Here is an 18,015-nt window from a genome sequence, read left to right on the forward strand (position 1 = left end):
GGCGCCATCGGCGCCGACGTGGATCAGCGCCAATTTGCCGGGTTCGCGCAGAGCCCATTTGTCGCAGACGTCGATGCCGATATTGTAGTGCTCGGGAATGTCCCAGCGAAAGGCGTTGCAGATGTCCTGGTAGGGACGTGGATTGATGGGCAGCATGGTATGAGACAGTCTCCTGATTTTTGTAAGTTTGCTTGTTAATGTAACGCCACGCCCCCATGTTGGCGATGCCGTTATGGCAATTTTTTCCTTGCGGCAAGCCTATTTCTCCCCGTTGAAGGCGCTTTCACCTGTTTCGGCCGCTGCGGAATGGGGTATGCGCCCGGCGCAATGCTAAAATGCGGGGCTATTTTTTAAACAACCATTTGGAGCGCCACGTGTTTATTACCGATGCAATTGCACAAACTACTGCTGCAGGCCCAGGCGGCCTGATGGGCAATCTGACCAGCTTCCTGCCTATCATCCTGATGTTCGTTGTGTTGTACTTCCTGATGATCCGTCCTCAGATGAAGCGTCAAAAAGAACAAAAGGCCATGATGGAAGCACTCGCCAAGGGTGACGAAGTCGTGACCTCCGGCGGCCTGCTGGGCAAGATCGTCAAGGTCAGCGATGCCTACATCACCGTTGAAGTATCCGAAGGCAATGAAGTCGTCGTGCAAAAAGCCGCGATCACCACGCTGCTGCCCAAGGGCACCCTCAAGGGTCTGTAATTCCGTAATACGGCCCTACGGCTGACAGGGCGCATTCTGCCGCATCTTGCCGCGAGCGGATGCGCCCTTGTTTTGAACCTGTCCATCCGGACGTTCATCATCAACGCTGAATCACTATGAATCGTTATCCTCTCTGGAAGTACGTCTTAATCGTCATCGCCTTGCTGTTCGGCACGCTCTATACGCTGCCCAACTTCTTCGGTGAATCGCCTGCCGTGCAGATCAGCAGCGCCAAGTCCACCATCAAGGTCGACAGCGCCGTCGCCGAGCGCGTGCAACAGATCTTGCAACAAGGCAGCCTTGCGCCAGAGAGCGTCGCATTCGACAACAGCAGCGCGCCTTCCGTGCGCGCCCGGTTCGCTAATACCGATACCCAGTTCAAGGCCAAGGCCCTGCTGGAAAAAGACCTGAACACCGATCCTGCCGATCCGACTTACATCGTCGCCTTCAACCTGCTGCCGAACACGCCGCAATGGTTGCAAAGCCTGCATGCCTTCCCGATGTACCTCGGCCTGGACTTGCGCGGCGGCGTGCACTTTCTGATGCAGGTTGACGTCAAGGCGGTGCTGAACAAGCGCCTGCAAGGCCTGCAATCAAGTGTGCGCAGCGTGCTGCGCGACAAGAACATCCGCCATAACGGCATCAACCGCAACGGCGACCGTATCGAAATCCTGTTCCGCGACGCCGACACCCGCGACAAGGCCAAGAGCGCCCTGGCTGCCGACGTGTCCGAACTGGCGCTGGCGGACAGCGGCAGCGGCGACGACCTCAAGGTGATCGCGACACTGCGTCCGGAAGCACTCAAGCAGACCCAGGAAGACGGCGTCAAGCAAAACATCTCGACCCTGTCCAAGCGCGTCAACGAACTCGGCGTGGCCGAGCCGATCATCCAGCGCCAGGGCGCCGACCGCATCGTGGTCCAGTTGCCGGGCGTGCAGGACGTCTCGCGCGCCAAGGACATCATCGGCCGCACCGCCACGCTGGAAGTGCGCATGGTCGACGACTCGGTTGCCCGCGGCACCGAAGAAACCGCCGCCGTGCCGTTCGGCTCCGAACTGTTCAAGATCGGCAAGGGCGCTCCGGTGGTGCTGTACAAGGAACCGGTCCTGACCGGCGACTACATCTCCAACGCCTCCGCCAGCTTCGACGAAAACCACCAGCCTTCGGTCAGCATCGACCTCAACGGCGACGGCGGCCGCAAGATGCGCGACGCCACCCGTGAAAAAGTCGGCAAGGCCATGGCCATCGTGCTGTTCGAAAAAGGCAAGGGCGAAGTCCTGACCGTGGCAACCATCCGCTCCGAACTCGGCTCGCGCTTCCAGATCACCGGCATGGGTTCGGCCGAATCGTCGAGCGACCTGGCGCTGCTGCTGCGCGCCGGTTCGCTGGCCGCACCGATGGACATCATCGAAGAACGCACCATCGGCCCGCAACTCGGTGCTGAAAATATCCGCAAGGGCTTCGACGCGACGCTGTACGGGTTCGCCGCGATGGCCGTCTTCATGATCGTGTACTACCAGCTGTTCGGCCTGTTCAGCGCGCTGGCGCTGTCGGTCAACGTGTTGCTGCTGGTCGCGGTGCTGTCGACGCTGCAAGCCACGCTGACCTTGCCCGGGATCGCGGCGATCGCCCTGGCGCTGGGTATGGCGATCGACTCCAACGTGCTGATCAATGAGCGCATCCGCGAAGAACTGCGCAACGGCAATTCGCCGCAGGCGGCGATCTCGATTGGTTTCGACCGCGCATGGGCAACCATCCTCGACTCCAACGTGACGACGCTGATCGCCGGCCTGGCGCTGCTGATCTTCGGTTCCGGTGCGATCCGCGGTTTCGCGGTGGTTCACTGCCTGGGCATCCTGACGTCGATGTTCTCGGCCGTGTTCTTCTCGCGCGGCCTGGCCAACCTGTGGTACGGCCGCAAGAAGAAGCTGACCAGCCTGGCCATCGGCCAGATCTGGAAGCCGCAGGGCGATGCCGGCAGCAAGCCTGGCGCCAAGACCGACAGCAAAGCGGCCGACGCCAAATAAGCGCAGCAGAACCAACAAGAGCGATCGACATGATCCAATGCGCCTTGACCGGATGACCGGACAAGGCGCAGAACAGAAAGGTATGTGATGGAATTTTTCCGCATCAAAAAAGATATCCCCTTCATGCGCCATGCGCTGATATTCAACGTCATCTCGGCGCTGACATTCGTGCTGGCAGTGTTCTTCCTGCTGTCGCGCGGCTTGCATTTCTCGATTGAATTCACCGGCGGCACGGTGATGGAAGTCGCCTATCCGAAGGCGGCCAACATCGAGAACATCCGCAAGTCGGTTGAAGGCCTCGGCTTCACCGATACGCAGGTGCAGAGCTTCGGCACTGCGCAGGACGTGATGATTCGTCTGCCGGCGCAGCACGGCGTCAACTCGGCACAGCAAAGCGAGAAGGTGATCTCCGCGCTCAAGGCGCAGGATCCCGACGTCCAGTTGCAGCGTGTCGAATTCGTCGGCCCGCAGGTCGGCGACGAACTTGCGCACGACGGCCTGATGGCGCTGGGCATGGTGGTGATCGGCATCGTGATCTACCTGGCCTTCCGCTTCGAATGGAAATTCGCGGTCGCCGCCGTCATCGCGAACTTGCATGACGTGGTGATCATCCTCGGCTTCTTCGCCTTCTTCCAGTGGGAGTTCTCGCTCACGGTGCTGGCGGCGGTGCTGGCCGTGCTGGGCTATTCGGTCAATGAATCGGTGGTGGTGTTCGACCGGGTGCGCGAAGCATTCCGCGACCGCCGCTACGGCAAGCTGAGCGCGCCGGAAGTCTTGAACCACGCGATCACCAGCACCATTTCGCGCACCATCATCACCCACGGCAGCACTGAAATGATGGTCTTGTCGATGCTGATCTTCGGCGGCCCGACGCTGCATTACTTTGCCGTCGCGCTGACCATCGGCATCTTGTTCGGTATCTATTCGTCGGTGTTCGTCGCCGCCGCCATCGCCATGTGGCTGGGCGTCAAGCGCGAAGACCTGATCAAGCCGGCCAAGCCAAAAGACGAAACCGACGGCGCCGTGGTATAAGTTTTCCACGCGTAAGGTTTGTACTGCCGCAGGCTGTTTCCCAGGAAACAGCCTGTTTTATTTTGTTATCTGGATAACCATCATGTCCAAGCTTGAACCTGTCGTTGCTGCCAACGACGCCGATATCGATTTCGACCGCCGTTTCGGCGGCATCGCCCGCCTGTACGGTGCACAAGGCCTGGCGCGCTTTCGCGCCGCGCATATCTGCGTGGTCGGCGTCGGCGGCGTCGGCTCCTGGATCGTCGAAGCACTGGCCCGCAGCGCCATCGGCAAGATCACCATGATCGACCTCGACAACCTGGCCGAATCCAACGTCAACCGCCAGATCCACGCATTGACCGACACGCTGGGCAAGGCCAAGGTCACCGCCCTGCACGAGCGCATCATGCAGATCAATCCGTATTGCCAGGTCACCGAGATCGAAGACTTCCTGACACCCGACAATGTGGCCGAAATGATAGGCGAGGGACGTTTCGACTACGTCGTCGACGCCATCGACAACGTGCGCGCCAAGGTGGCGCTGATCGCCTATTGCCGCGAGCACAAGGTGCCTCTGCTGACCAGCGGCGGCGCCGGTGGCCAGATCGATCCGACCAGGATCGAGATCCGCGATCTGTGCCGCACCGAGCAGGAACCCTTGCTGGCCAAGGTGCGCAAGCGCCTGCGCGCGTGGCACAAGTTTCCGCGCGGGACCAAGAACAAGTTCGGCATCGATGCGGTGTTTTCGACCGAGCCGCTGCGCTTTCCCGAGGGAGAGGTGTGCGAGGTCGATACGGACGACGCTGCGGATGGGCTGGACACCGTCGACGCCGATGGACGCAAGCAGGATGCCGGCGTGACCGGACTCAATTGCGCCGGATTCGGATCGGCGATGGTGGTGACGGCATCGTTTGGACTGGTGGCGGCGGGGTTTGTGTTGAGGAAGATTGTGGAGCGGCCTGACGCCGACGCCCAATAAGCAAGGACGACAAGTCCTGAGGGAATCTGCCTGTTGAGCAACACGGAAGCTGGAGTAGAGGAAGAGTCGTGGATGTTGATAATTTCATGCTATATTTAATTATCCATATATCTATTCAAGTATCTATTCAAGAATCTATTCAATTTCATGGCGGATCACACTGATCAAGTCCGGCTCCAGCTGGCTCAAGGTGTTAAAAATGCTCGGCAACTCATTGAAAATATTGAGATCAGCCAGCCGACTCTGTCTCGTTCCATCTCGGCAATAGGCAGTGAAATCATACGTCTTGGCGCCGCAAGATCTATTCAATATGCCTTGCGAGACGGCCGACGCGGATTGGGCGATGCTCCCATATATCGCGTTGGCGCCGACGGCAAAATAAGGGATTTGGGAATACTCATCCCGGTTTGCCAGGATGGATTCGTGATGCGTCAGGCGGATGGCGTCATGCTGCACAGCGATAGCCTGCCCTGGTGGTTGCTGGACATGCGTCCGCAAGGATTCATCGGACGTGCTTATGCCGCCAGGTATGCCAACACATTGGGCCTGCCTGTTCAACTTGCCGAATGGAGCGACACGGACGTATTGCGAGCGCTGATGGCGCATGGTCATGATGCCGTGGGCAATCTGTTGCTTGGCGATGCAGCGCGTGATCGCTTCATGGAAACGCCGGCGCCCGAACCGGTTGCGATGCATGCCAAAGGCGCGGCCTACGCGCGGATGGCGCAAGACGCCGCCAGAGGAGATATTCCCGGATCCTCCGCCGGGGGCGAACAGCCAAAATTCCTTACCTTCGCTGAAACGCCGGACGGTCCGCGGCATGTTCTGGTCAAGTTCTCGCTGCCCGACGTCAATCCCGTGACCGCCCGTTGGCGCGATCTGCTGCTGGCCGAGCATCACGCCCTCAATACACTTGCCGCAGCGGGAGTCGACGTCGCAGGCTCGTCCGTCATCGACCATGGAGGGCAGCGCTTCCTTGAAGTCGAACGGTTCGATCGCGTTGGCGCACTGGGTCGACGCGGCGTGTTTTCGCTGACGGCAGTCGAGGCCGAGTTCGTCGGTGATGCAAGCTCTCCATGGCCGGTGATCGCCACGCGACTGGCAGCCGACGGACACATCACACGCGAGGCTGCCGACGGCGCCGCGCTGCTGTATGCGTTCGGGACGCTGATCGGCAACACCGACATGCATAACGGCAATCTGTCCTTTACCAGCGAGCATGGTCGTCCTTACGGCCTGGCGCCGGCGTACGACATGTTGCCGATGGCTTTTGCGCCGCGTTCCGGGGGCGGTTTGCCGGATATGCTGGCGCCGGCCAATCTGCGCGCTTGCGTGGATGCCGGCACCTGGGTTCGCGCGTTGGGACTCGCCGACGATTTTCTTGATCGCATCCGGCACGAACCAAGATTCTCCAATGATTTCCTCGCTTGCATCGACGCATTGATGGCGCATGTCAACGGCGCGCGCGACAAGATGCAGCGTCTCGGCTGACATCGCAGGTTTAGCTATTCACCGTTCCGGACCGCGCAATGAAAAAGGCCAATGCATTTGCATTGGCCTTTTGTGTGAAACGATGAAGCGCTGCTAGACGCGCATCAGAACCCCAGCGTACGTCCGTCCGGATTACGCGGATCCGAATATCCGTAGAACATGCCATCCTTGATCTGGATGGTCTGCGTGCGTCCCATCGACGGCTGCACGCTGATCTTCTGACCCTTGTCCTGCAGGATCCTGATCGTATCGGCGCTGATGCCTTTTTCGATGCGCAACTGGTCCGGCGCCCATTGATGATGGACGCGCGGCGTGACGGTTGCTTCGGCCACGTTCATGTCGTGCTCGATCACGTTCAGGATGGTCTGCATCGTGGTCGTGATGATGCGGCTCCCGCCAGGGCTGCCGGTCACCAGGAAGGGCTTGCCGTCCTTGAGCACGAAGGTTGGCGACATCGAGCTCAACGGACGCTTGGCCGGACCGACGGCATTGGCCTCGCCGCCCACCAGGCCGAAGGCGTTCGGCACGCCCGGCTTGGCCGAGAAGTCGTCCATCTCGTTGTTGAGCGTGATGCCGGTGCCGCCGGCGACGATGCCGCTGCCGAAGTTCAGGTTCAGCGTGTAGGTCGTGGCGATCAGGTTGCCCTTGTTGTCGGCGACCGAGAAGTGCGTGGTCTGGTCGCTTTCGTAAGGCTGCGGCTTGCCCGGCTTGATTTCCGCAGACGGCGTGGCGCGATCAGGATTGATCTTCTTCGCCAGCTCGTCGGCATACGCGCGCGAGGTCAGGCCCTTGACCGGCACCTTGTTGAAATCCGGATCGCCCAGATATTCGGCGCGGTCGGCATACGCCAGCTTCATCGCTTCAGCCATCAGATGAATCGTCTGCGCGCTGTCGGCGCCGTATTGCTTCAGCGGATAGCGCTCCAGGATGTTCATCATCTGGATGATGTGGATGCCGCCAGAGCTTGGCGGCGGCATCGACATGACCTGGTAGCCGCGGTAATTGCCGACCACCGGTTCACGTTCGACGACCTTGTAGTTCTTCAGGTCGGCGGCGGTGATCAGGCCGTTGTGCTTGTCCATTTCGGCGACGATCTTCTTGCCGATCTCGCCTTCGTAAAATACCGAAGGGCCTTTCTTGCCGATCAGCTTGAGCGATTTGGCGAGGTCCTTCTGCACCAGCTTTTCGCCGGCCTGCAACGGACGGCCGTCCTTGAAGAAGATCGCCTTGCTCGAATCCCATTGGCCCAGGTGGTCGCGTTCCGCGGCCAGGATCAGCGCCAGGCTGGGGCTGACTTCATAACCTTTTTCCGCCAGCTTGACGGCGGGGGCGATGACGTCGGACAGCTTCATCGTGCCGTATTTTTGCAGCGCATGCGTCAGGCCCGCGACCGTTCCCGGAACACCGACTGCGAGGTGGGTGTACAGCGAACGGCCCGGTGCGACGTTGCCCTTGTCGTCCAGGTACATGTCGCGGCTGGCCTTGGCCGGCGCCATCTCGCGGAAGTCCAGCGCGACGTTCTTGCCGGTCTTGGCATCGTGGATCATCATGAAACCGCCGCCGCCGATGTTGCCCGCATTGGGCAGCACCACGGCCAGCGCGAAGCCCACCGCCACGCCGGCATCGACGGCATTGCCGCCCTTCTTGAGGATGTCCACGCCGACCTTGGTGGCCAGTTCCTGCTCCGACGCGACCATGCCGTTCCTGGCTTGCACCGGGCTGATGATGTCGTAGGTCAGGTCGTACTTGACCACTGGCGCAGCTGCAGGTGTAGCTGCAGGTGCGGCAGTCTGTGCATGGGCAGGCAGGAAGGCGAGGGAAGTGCAGAGCGGCAGCAATGCCATGGAAGCCGGCTTGAACAAGCCGTTGATTTTCCGCATGGGGGTTCTCCTGAGGTTGTCTGTAATTATGGTGAAACGCATGCTTTCGCATCAGACGATTGTAGTCCCTGGAAGTTCGATGTCCATAGAAAAATCCAGAAATCTGCTCCCCCATTTCCGGCTTGCGAGCGAGGCGTCGAGGGCGCTTCATCAATCGCAGGGTAGTCCGGCGTATTGGTGAAATACGCTGTACCGCCAGGGATTCAGGTGCTCTCACGCACCGCCAGCTCAAAGCCCAGATCGAGCCGCGCCTTCTCCACGGGTTCGCCCTTGAGTTGACGAATCAACATCTCCGCCGCCTTGTAGCCGATGTCGTAACGCGGAGTGACAATGGTGGTGATCGACGGCGTGGCGCAGGCGGCCCACGACAGATCATTGAAGCCGGCGATCGCCATCTGCTGCGGCACCTTGATGCCGCGCCGCTGGCATTCGAACAGGGCGCCCAGCGCGAGGTCGTCGTTGCAGCAGAACACGGCGTCGCAGTCGGGCGCGATTTCCAGCACGCGCGCCAGCAATTGCGCGCCCATGTCGACCGTGGTCGGCGCCGGCAGCAGCACTTCCACGTCCGGATCGAGACCGGCTTCGCTGAGACCCTTGCGGAAGCCTTCGCGCCGTTTCATCATGCGCGGATCGAGCTGCGCCGCCAGGAAAGCGGGGCGGCGATAACCGCGCTCGATCAGGTGGCGCGCCGCCGCGTAGCCGGCCTTGGTCTGCGAGAAGCCGACCGACATGTCGCTGTTGCTCTTGCCCAGATCGAACATGCGCACGGCCGGGATATTCGCAGCCGCCAGCTGTCGCCGCAGGATGTCGTGCTGGTCCGAGCTCGACAGCAGGAAGCCGTCGGGCGCGTGCGCCAGGTAGGTGGAAATCAGCCGGCTTTCCTTTTCCTTCGAGTAACCGGTTTCACCGATCAGGAACTGATAGCCGGCTTGCGACAGGTAGTCGCGGATGCCGCTCAGGGTCTCGATGAACACCGCGTTGGTCAGCGACGGCACCAGCACGCCGATCACCTGCGAGCGCGCCGACGCCAGGGTGCTGGCGGCCTGGTTGGGCACGTAGCCGAGCTTGCCGATGGCCGCCGCAATGCGGTCGCGCGCCTCCTGCTGGACCAGTTCCGGCGACTTCAGTGCGCGCGACACGGTCATCGGACTGACGCGTGCTTCGGCGGCGACGTCGACAATGGTGACGCGGCCGGTGGCGCGGCTTCCCTTGGCCGTTTTGGCGGCGGATCTGACTGGCTTGGCGGTTTTTTCGGCGGCGGCGGTTTTGCTCATGGCGGGACGGAAATTTCGATTGCCGACATCATACCCTCAGCGCCCGGACAATCACGCATACAAAACCATGCTGCGCCGCCGCATCGGCCTCCCCGGGGTTTTCCATGTCCCGAGATATTCATACAAATGATTTGACACGCAAAATTTGGTAGCGTTATCATCGCTGCCGATGTTAACGCTAACATTTTGGCGTAAAACAAAAATTCCCTTTCATAAACACTACGCAGATAGTGGGCACGGCAGTCCCGATGCAGCCGCATATGCAATCTTGTTTGCAATGTTCTGCATGCACCGGGACGCCTCGTCGAGACAATGTAAAGACTCCGCAACGGATGGCAGGCATGGTGTTGACGGCGCGGCGATGCGGTTTCCTTCCGCCGCATGCTGTGTGCGCTATCGACCCTGGAGACATCCACATGTTCGGATTGAGTAACGAAGCAAGCCTGTTGTTGAACGCCTTCCTGGCGATTGTGGTGCTGATCGTCATGATCACGCGCCTGCGCATCCACCCCTTCATCGCACTGATCATCACCTCGGGCTTCCTCGGCCTGATCTCCGGCATGCCGCTGGTCAAGATCGTCAAATCGTTCCAGGACGGCTTCGGCGGCGTGCTCGGTTTCGTCGGCATCGTCCTGGGGCTGGGCACCATGCTCGGCAAGATGATGGCCGAATCGGGCGGCGCCGACCAGATCGCGCAAACGCTGGTGCGCGCCTTCGGCAAGCAGCGCGTGCACTGGGCCATGATGATCGGCGCCTTCCTGGTCGGCATCCCGCTGTTCTTTGAAATCGGCTTCGTGCTGCTGATCCCGCTGGTGTTCATCGTGGCGCGCCGCTCGGGCGTGCCGCTGTTCAAGATCGGCATGCCCATGCTGGCCAGCCTGTCGGTGATGCACGGCCTGGTGCCGCCGCACCCGGGGCCGCTCCTGGCCATCGGTATCTTCGGTGCGGACATCGGCAAGACCATCTTCTATGGCCTGCTGGTAGGTCTGCCGACGGTGATCATTGCTGGCCCCATGTTCGGCGCTTTCATTTCCCGTTACGTCGATATCAAGCCGTCCGAAGAACTGATGGCGCAACTGGTGCGTGAGCCGCAGACGACCAAGCTGCCTGGCTTTGCCACCACCCTCATCACCGTGCTCGCGCCGGTCTTCCTGATGTTGTTGAAGACCCTGGTCGACGTCACCCTGCCGGAAGGCAACGCCATGCGCGACCTGATGGACTTCATCGGCAACCCGATCGTGGCCTTGCTGGCGGCGCTGCTGCTGTCGCTGTACACTTTTGGCGTGGCGCGCGGTTTCACGCGCCAGCAAGTGTTGAAGTTCGTTGATCAGAGTCTGGCGCCGACTGCCGCCATCGTGCTGATCATCGGCGCCGGCGGCGGCTTCAAGCAGATGCTGGTCAACAGCGGCGTCGGCACCGCGATCGGCCAACTGGCAGTGCATGCGCAGATTTCGCCGTTGCTGCTGGCCTGGTTCGTGGCGGGCGTGATCCGCGTGGCGACCGGTTCGGCGACGGTGGCGACGATCACCGGCGCCGGCATCGTGGCGCCGCTGGTGACGCTGATCCCGGGCACCAATCGCGAGCTGCTGGTGCTGGCGACCGGGGCCGGATCGCTGATCCTGTCGCACGTCAATGACGCCGGCTTCTGGCTGGTCAAGGAATACTTCAACATGAGCGTCGGCGAAACATTCAAGACCTGGACGGCGATGGAAACCATCATCTCGGTGGTGGCCCTCGTCTTCATCATGTTGCTCAATCTGGTGGTCTGAACGGCGTAACGTTCAGACCCGCAGTAAAGGAAATACTCATGTCGCACTTCATGCTCGGCGTCGATATCGGCACCACCAGCACCAAGACCGTGGTGTTCACGCTGGACGGCCAGGTGGTGGCCCAGCATGCCGTCGAATATCCGGTGCTGTGCACCGAGCCGGGCATGTCCGAACAGGATCCGCTGCAGATGTTCGACGCCGTGCTGGGCTCGATCGCCGGCGCGCCAGCGTCTGGGCCGAACGCATCAAGAACGAGTTCGACGGCCAGGCCATCTACCGCCGCACCGGTACGCCCATCCATCCGATGTCGCCGCTGTGCAAGCTGATGTGGATGCGCCACGAAAAAGCCGACATCTTCAAGCAGGCTGCGCGCTTCGTCGGCATCAAGGAATATGTCTTGTTCCGCCTGTTCGGAGAATGGCTGGTGGATTACTCGATCGCCTCCGCCACCGGCATGTTCAACCTCGAACAACTGGACTGGGACGAAGGCGCACTGGCCTTGCTGCAAGTCGATGCGCGCCAGTTGCCCAAGCCGGTGCCGACCACGCATCAATTGCAGGGACTCGACGCTGCCGTCGCTGAACAGCTCGGCTTGCGCACAGATACGCCGTTCGTCATCGGCGCCAACGACGGCGTGCTGTCCAACCTCGGCGTCAATGCCATTCATCCGGGCCAGGTGGCGGTCACCATCGGTACTTCCGGCGCCATGCGCACGGTGGTCGAGCGGCCAGTGACCGATGCTTCCGGGCGCACCTTCTGCTATGCGCTGACGGAGCGGCATTGGGTGGTCGGCGGGCCGGTCAATAACGGTGGAAATGTCTTCCGCTGGGTGCGCGACGAGCTCGCCACCGCCGAAGCGGAACAGGCGCGCAAGGACGGCGTCGATCCTTACGACGCCTTGACCCGCATCGCCGAGCATATCGCGCCGGGCGCCGAAGGCCTGTTGTTCCATCCGTATCTGTCGGGCGAACGTGCGCCGCTATGGAATGCCGATCTGCGCGGCTCCTTCTTCGGTCTGGCGCTGCATCACCGCAAGGAACACATGATCCGCGCCGCGCTCGAAGGCGTGATCTTCAATCTCTACTCCATCCTGCCGGCGGTCGAAGACCTGATCGGCCCGACCAAACGCATGATGGCCACCGGCGGCTTTGCGCGTTCGGCCTTGTGGCGACAGATGATGGCCGACATCTTCAACCGCGAAGTGGTGGTGCCGCAAAGTGTCGAATCATCCTGCCTGGGCGCTGCCGTGCTGGGCTTGCTGGCGCTCGGCAAGATCAAGTCGCTCGACGTCATTTCCGACATGGTCGGTTCGACCAACCGTCATCTGCCGATTCCGCAAAACGTCGCCATCTACGATCGCCTGCGACCGATCTTCATGGCGATTCCACACAAGCTGGCCGACGAATACCGGGCGCTGTCGGCATTCCAGCGGCTCGACATCAAATAGCCTGCATGCATCGATTCATCCGACCACACATAACAAGCAAGGAGACAGAATGACCGCAACACTACCCGCAGGCCTGCAGAGTTTTTCGCTGAGCGGCCGGCTCGCGCTGATCACCGGTTCCAGCGGCGGCATCGGCCTGGCGCTGGCGCGCGGCCTGGCGGCTGCCGGGGCATCCATCGTGCTCAACGGCCGCGACGCCGCCAAGCTCGCCGTCGTGGCGGCAACGCTGCGCGAAGAGGGCTACACGATTCATGAATCGTCTTTCGACGCGACCTCGTCGGCCTCGGTGGAAACCGCCGTGGCGAAGATCGAAGCCGACATCGGCCCCATCGACATCCTGTTCAACAACGCCGGCATCCAGCGCCGGGCGCCGCTGGAAGACTTCAAGGAATCCGACTGGAACGACCTGATCAGCACCAATCTCAACAGCGTCTTCTTCACCGCCAAGGCCGTCGCGCAAGGCATGATCAAACGCGGCCGCGGCAAGATCATCAACGTCTGTTCGGTGCAGAGCGAGCTCGGTCGTCCCAACATCGCGCCGTACACGGCGACCAAGGGCGCGGTAAAGATGTTCACCAAAGGCATGGCGATCGACTGGGGAAAATACGGTTTGCAAGTCAACGGCCTCGGCCCGGGCTACTTCAAGACCGAGATGAACATGGCGCTGGTCGCCGATGAAAAATTCTCCGAGTGGCTGATCGGCCGTACGCCGTCGCGCCGCTGGGGCGATGTCGAGGACCTGGTCGGCGCGGCGGTGTTCCTGTCCAGCGACGCATCGAAATTCGTCAACGGCCACATCCTGTACGTCGACGGCGGCGTCACGGCAACCTTATAAATAACAAGACAGCGGAGAAAACATCATGCAACAAGGCATCGTCATTCACGCGCCGCACGACCTGCGCGTGCAGGAATTGCAGACCGCAGAACTGCAGCCGCATCAACTCAAGGTGAAGGTCAAAGCCGGCGGCATCTGCGGCTCCGACCTGCACTACTATCACAACGGCGGCTTCGGCACCGTGCGCATCAAGGAGCCGATGGTGCTCGGCCATGAAGTCTCCGGCGTGATCGCCGAGATCGGTTCGGCCATCGGCGACATCAAGGCCGGCACCCGTATTTCCATCAGCCCGAGCAATCCTTGCGGCCTGTGCAAGTTCTGCCAGGAAGGCAAGCAGAACCACTGTCTCGACATGCGCTTCTATGGCAGCGCGATGCGCATGCCGCACGTGCAGGGCGCCTTCCGCCAGGAAATCGTGATCGAGCGCGCGCTTGCAGATCGTCGTCACCGACGTCGCAAAAATGCCCCTGGAAAGCGCCTTGAAAGTCGGCGCCGACCAGGCCATCAACGTCGCGCAGGATGCGGACGCGCTCAAGGCGTTCACGCAGGACAAGGGTACTTTCGACGTGCTGTTCGAAGCCAGCGGCAACGAGCAAGCCTTGCGCGGTGCGCTCGATACTCTACGTCCCGGTGCGGTGATCGTGCAGGTCGGCCTGGGCGGCGACATCAATTTCCCGGCCAACCTGCTGGTCGGCAAGGAACTTGAGTGGCGCGGCGCCTTCCGCTTCCACGAAGAGTTCGCGCTGGCGGTGGAATTGATGAACAGGAAGCTGGTCGATGTGAAGCCGTTGATTTCAGCGACGTATCCGTTCGAGAAGTCGATAGAGGCATTCGAGGTAGCAGGCGATCGCTCGAAGATGATGAAGGTGCAGTTGAGCTTCGACTGAAGCGGCGTCGCGGATTCCCGGGACAGGACGCGTGGCCCGAGGCACTCAGGCAAGGACGGTGGCAACAGCGCAGAATGGCAGGCGCCGGATAGTCCGGTTCCTGCCATTTTTTACGTGCCTGTTTGCCGATGCTGGTCCGCTTGCCGTAGCTTTCCGCAGTCGCCGCAATGCGCCGCCATTCGGCGATGCTGTTGCGGATGCTTCATCCCGGCAAGGTGGTCAGTCGCTGACCAGCGGCGCAGCAAAGGTTGAATGCACTCTTGCTGCGGGCTCGTCGGCCACGAGATCTTCCGCTCCTTCCCAGGTAATCGGTTGGATGCGTTTACGATTGACGGCCAGATCGAATACGTCGAAGCGATTGTAGTAGCCGACCACGTCGTGAAATTGCTTGGGTTCGATGCATGCAGACAGATCGAAGCTGGCATAGGCGATCCCTTCGTCGGCTTGCAGTGAATCGCCGATTTGCGTGCCGGTCGGCGTGACGAACTGAGTGGCGGCTTTCGGCGTGCGTTCCAGCAGACCCGCCACGGATTTGTCTTCCGCCGTCAGCATGTCGAAGGCGCTCCGGTCCAGGCAGCTTCCGCACAGGATGCCGTAAGCCTTGGCCTCAAAAGAATGGGCGCTGGCGCGGATGCGGTTCGCCGCCACGTTGTCGAAGTTCTCGCCGCTGGCCGGTTTCTTGGTCGGCCAGATCGGCGGCCAGCTGGAGATGTGAATCTGTTCACCCTGGGCGATGAGCGAGTAGCGCGCGAGCGGATTGGTGTTTTCACCGCAAATGAGGCCGCCGATCTTGCCGATGCGCGTCGCGGCGACTTTCAGCCCGGCACCGTCGCCGGGCGCCCAGACCATCTTTTCATAGAACGTCGGCACCAGCTTGCGGTGATGGTTGAGCAGGCTGCCGTCATCGCCGATCAAGACATTGGAGTTCCAGATGCAGCCTACGCTGACGGGTGTCGCCTCACTGAATCCCATCGAGACAAAAACCCTGTGACGCGCGGCGGTGGCGCGCAGTTCGGTCATCTCGGGGCCGTCGATGAGCAAGCTGTTGGCGACCATCTTCTTGAACCATTCGTGGTTGTAGATGGGCGCCCACAGCGCGGCCCAGACCGGAAAGCCGGGGATGAAGGATTCAGGGAAGACGATCAGCTCGGCGCCGTTGGCGGCTGCTTCGCCGATCAGGGACAAGGCCTTTTGCAGCGTGGCGGCACTGTCCATATATACCGGCGCGACGTGCATCGCCGCGACTTTGACCGTGGGGAGATTCATGATGGGATCCTTTTGTTGAGCAAAGAAAAATGATTCAGTGGGCGACGGCCTGTTCCACGCCGATGCCGGTTTCGCGACGCACCGCGAGTTCTTCCCAGCGAGCTATCGCGCGTTTGTCGGCGATCAGCAGCGAGAAAATGATGACCAGCAAAAATCCGACCGGAATGGAAATGATGCCGGGGTTGCGCAAGGAGATCAGCGGCGCCTTCAATCCCATCAGGCTGGTGGCGTCGTCGGCGATACCTGCGGCTTGTGCGGCCGCGCTTGCTCTGTCTTTGTGCAGTTTGTCGCGCGCTTCCGCCGTCACGCCTGCCGAACTTGTTTCGGCCTCGGCAATGCGTGCGTCCAACGCAGTGATGGTGGCGAGGGCGGCTGCTTTTTGCTGCAGCGGGTAGGTCATGTTGGGCGACACCAGCACCAGCACAATGGACAGCGTAGTGCCGCCGATCACGCCCGCCAGCACGCCGGCGGTGCTGCAGCGTTTCCAGTACAGGGTCATCAGCAGCGCCGGCAAGTTGGCGGACGCCGCCACCGCATAGCCCAACCCGACCAGGTGGGCGACGTTCTGTCCCTTGGCGAGGATCCCGCAGACGACGCAAATCACCGCCATCATCAGCGTCGCCACGCGGGCGGCACGTACTTGTTCCTGCTCGGTTGCGCGGCCGTTGCGAATGGCGCCGACGTAGACGTCATGCGCCAGTGCAGAAGCTGCCGCCAGGGTCAGTCCCGCCACCACCGCCACGATGGTGGCAAAGGCCACGGCCGCCACGAACGCCAGCATGAAATTGCCCGCCAGGCTGTCGGCGCCGCCGCCCAGGAACTGGGCCAGCATCGGTGCGGCAAGGTTGCCGCCTTTGTCGAGCACGACGATGGCCTTGGCGCCGACATAGTGAGCGGCGGCGAAGCCGATGAACACGATCAGCAGATGGCATACGCCGATGGCCAGCATCGCCCACAGTACCGAGCTGCGCGCCGTCTTGGCGTCAGGGACTGTGAAGAAGCGCATCAGGATGTGCGGCATGGCGGCAGTGCCGAGCACCAGTGCCAGCCCCAGCGACAATTGTTCCAGCGGATTCTTCAGGTACAGGCCCGACTCGAGGAAGCGTTGTCCGGCTTCCTGCATGCCTAGCGCCTGAGAGCCCTTGAGCAAGGTCTCGCTGACGTACGATTGCAGCAGCGGGTTGCGGGTCAGGGATACAAAGAACTCGGATACGTTGAACCCGAATGGCGCCCACGACAGGATCACCAGTACGAAGCACGAAGAGATCAGCAGGATGGCCTTGATGACTTGCACCGAGGTGGTTGCGCGCATACCGCCGAACACGACATAGGTCAGCATCAGGATGCCGACCGCCAATACCGAAATTTCATAGGGAATGCCGATCAGGGCGCGCAGGATGACGGCGCCGCCGACGATCTGCGGCACCATGTAAAACACCGCCACGATGATGCTGGACACCGCGGCCGCCACCTTGGTGCTGCGAAAGCTGTTGCGGTAGGCCAGTACATCGCCGAGCGTGTAGCGGCCGAGATTGCGACAGGGTTCGGCCACCAGCAGGAGCACCGGGATGAAGGCCACGAAGAAACCGATGAGGTAGGCGATGCCATCATAGCCGTACAGGGCGATCAATCCTGAAACACCGAGGAAGGCGGCGGCGGAAAGATAGTCGCCGGCAATGGCGAGGCCGTTGCGGATGGGGCCGATGCCGCCGCCGGCCGTGTAGTAATCGGTCGCGGTGCGGTTGCGTTTCGCGGCCAGGTAAGTGATGAGCAGGGTCGCACCGAAGAAAATCGCAAAGATCGCCATGGTCATTCCCAGGAAATCGTCGCCGACCAGGACCTTGGTCTGGGCGCAGACGGCGCTGGAGGCCAGGAACAGCGTCATGGCCGGCACCAATGTCAGTGCGCGTTTGGTGTTCAGCAAGGAAGTCATGCCGATTCCTTTCGGGGTTGAGGTAAAGGTAGGGCTGCCATCCGCGCCACTTCCAGGTCCAGCTTGCGCATGTTGACGGCGTAGACATAGGCGATCAGGCCGCCGATGGGATATTGCAGCAGGCCGTAAGCCAGGCCGATGTTGACCACGCCGAATAGCCGGGCGTGGAAGATCGACGGATAAAAAGTCGTGATGGCCGGAATGGAAAAGTAGAACAGCGTGCCGACGATGAAGAGCGTCAGGACCACCGTTCTGCGTTGGCGGGAAACCGCATGGAATTGCGGATTGCGATACATGGTTGACCATGTGTCGGACAGGTTGTCGTTCTGCATGTAGCCCTCTGAAAGGTTGAGCAAACGGAAAAAGCCAAACCGGCGCATACCCGTACATCGTCGGGCTGTTGCAGTAGCAGCAGCACCGGCAGCGGCACCGGAGGGACTCACTTGGCGAACGAAGGTTAGCAGTCCGGTTTGAGGAAGAAAACTGGCGATTGCGCAATCAAAAGGGGT

12 protein-coding genes and 2 pseudogenes are annotated in these 18,015 nt (G+C 61.2%); 9 read left to right on the plus strand and 5 right to left on the minus strand.

Annotated elements, in window-relative coordinates; all coding sequences use genetic code 11:
- Positions 1–374 precede the first annotated feature (374 nt).
- The 5 genes from yajC (at position 375) to yjjJ (ending at position 6,215) form a co-directional block, all read left to right on the plus strand.
- Complete coding sequence (gene yajC, locus HLUSI_RS0125845) at positions 375–707, plus strand: preprotein translocase subunit YajC (RefSeq protein ID WP_029364038.1); 333 nt, start codon at positions 375–377, stop codon at positions 705–707.
- A 116-nt stretch (positions 708–823) separates the two neighbouring features.
- Positions 824–2,734 carry a protein translocase subunit SecD gene (gene secD, locus HLUSI_RS0125850; protein ID WP_016836678.1) on the plus strand — a complete coding sequence of 637 codons (1,911 nt, stop codon included), beginning with the start codon at positions 824–826 and terminating at the stop codon, positions 2,732–2,734.
- Positions 2,735–2,821: 87 nt separating this feature from the next.
- Positions 2,822–3,766, plus strand: a complete 945-nt coding sequence (gene secF, locus HLUSI_RS0125855) for a protein translocase subunit SecF (protein WP_016836679.1) — start codon at positions 2,822–2,824, stop codon at positions 3,764–3,766.
- Between the two features lie 82 nt (positions 3,767–3,848).
- Positions 3,849–4,724 carry a tRNA cyclic N6-threonylcarbamoyladenosine(37) synthase TcdA gene (gene tcdA, locus HLUSI_RS0125860; RefSeq protein ID WP_016836680.1) on the plus strand — a complete coding sequence of 292 codons (876 nt, stop codon included), beginning with the start codon at positions 3,849–3,851 and terminating at the stop codon, positions 4,722–4,724.
- Positions 4,725–4,871: 147 nt separating this feature from the next.
- Positions 4,872–6,215: a type II toxin-antitoxin system HipA family toxin YjjJ gene (gene yjjJ / locus HLUSI_RS0125865; protein ID WP_029364040.1), complete on the plus strand. Its 1,344-nt coding sequence runs from the start codon at positions 4,872–4,874 to the stop codon at positions 6,213–6,215.
- Positions 6,216–6,319: 104 nt separating this feature from the next.
- Here yjjJ and ggt read toward each other — a convergent pair whose 3' ends face one another.
- Both ggt and gntR read right to left on the minus strand, forming a co-directional pair.
- The gene (gene ggt, locus HLUSI_RS0125870) at positions 6,320–8,095 is read right to left on the minus strand and encodes a gamma-glutamyltransferase (RefSeq protein WP_016836683.1); all 1,776 of its coding nucleotides are present in this window, start codon (positions 8,093–8,095) and stop codon (positions 6,320–6,322) included.
- 203 nt (positions 8,096–8,298) lie between these two features.
- The gene (gene gntR / locus HLUSI_RS0125875) at positions 8,299–9,369 is read right to left on the minus strand and encodes an HTH-type transcriptional regulator GntR (RefSeq protein ID WP_016836684.1); all 1,071 of its coding nucleotides are present in this window, start codon (positions 9,367–9,369) and stop codon (positions 8,299–8,301) included.
- 416 nt (positions 9,370–9,785) lie between these two features.
- Between gntR and HLUSI_RS0125880 the strand changes: the two genes are divergently transcribed.
- The 4 genes and pseudogenes from HLUSI_RS0125880 (at position 9,786) to HLUSI_RS30795 (ending at position 14,307) form a co-directional block, all read left to right on the plus strand.
- The gene (locus HLUSI_RS0125880; RefSeq protein WP_016836685.1) at positions 9,786–11,138 is read left to right on the plus strand and encodes a GntP family permease; all 1,353 of its coding nucleotides are present in this window, start codon (positions 9,786–9,788) and stop codon (positions 11,136–11,138) included.
- 38 nt (positions 11,139–11,176) lie between these two features.
- A pseudogene (locus HLUSI_RS30790) lies at positions 11,177–12,585 on the plus strand (FGGY family carbohydrate kinase).
- Between the two features lie 49 nt (positions 12,586–12,634).
- Positions 12,635–13,420 carry an SDR family NAD(P)-dependent oxidoreductase gene (locus HLUSI_RS0125890; protein ID WP_016836686.1) on the plus strand — a complete coding sequence of 262 codons (786 nt, stop codon included), beginning with the start codon at positions 12,635–12,637 and terminating at the stop codon, positions 13,418–13,420.
- A gap of 25 nt (positions 13,421–13,445) precedes the next feature.
- Positions 13,446–14,307 (plus strand): annotated as a pseudogene (locus HLUSI_RS30795) (L-idonate 5-dehydrogenase).
- A 219-nt stretch (positions 14,308–14,526) separates the two neighbouring features.
- On the opposite strand, the gene HLUSI_RS0125900 reads toward HLUSI_RS30795, so the two are convergent.
- The 3 genes from HLUSI_RS0125900 to HLUSI_RS31175 form a co-directional block, all read right to left on the minus strand.
- Positions 14,527–15,573: a carbon-nitrogen hydrolase family protein gene (locus tag HLUSI_RS0125900; protein WP_016836689.1), complete on the minus strand. Its 1,047-nt coding sequence runs from the start codon at positions 15,571–15,573 to the stop codon at positions 14,527–14,529.
- A 34-nt stretch (positions 15,574–15,607) separates the two neighbouring features.
- Positions 15,608–17,506: a solute symporter family protein gene (locus HLUSI_RS0125905; protein ID WP_016836690.1), complete on the minus strand. Its 1,899-nt coding sequence runs from the start codon at positions 17,504–17,506 to the stop codon at positions 15,608–15,610.
- The coding region (locus HLUSI_RS31175) for a DUF485 domain-containing protein (RefSeq protein ID WP_238534083.1) at positions 17,503–18,015 on the minus strand (513 nt) is incomplete at its 5' end. The genes HLUSI_RS31175 and HLUSI_RS0125905, both read right to left, overlap by 4 nt.

The sequence above is a fragment of the Herbaspirillum lusitanum P6-12 genome (genome assembly GCF_000256565.1).
Taxonomy (GTDB): Bacteria; Pseudomonadota; Gammaproteobacteria; order Burkholderiales; family Burkholderiaceae_D; genus Herbaspirillum; species Herbaspirillum lusitanum.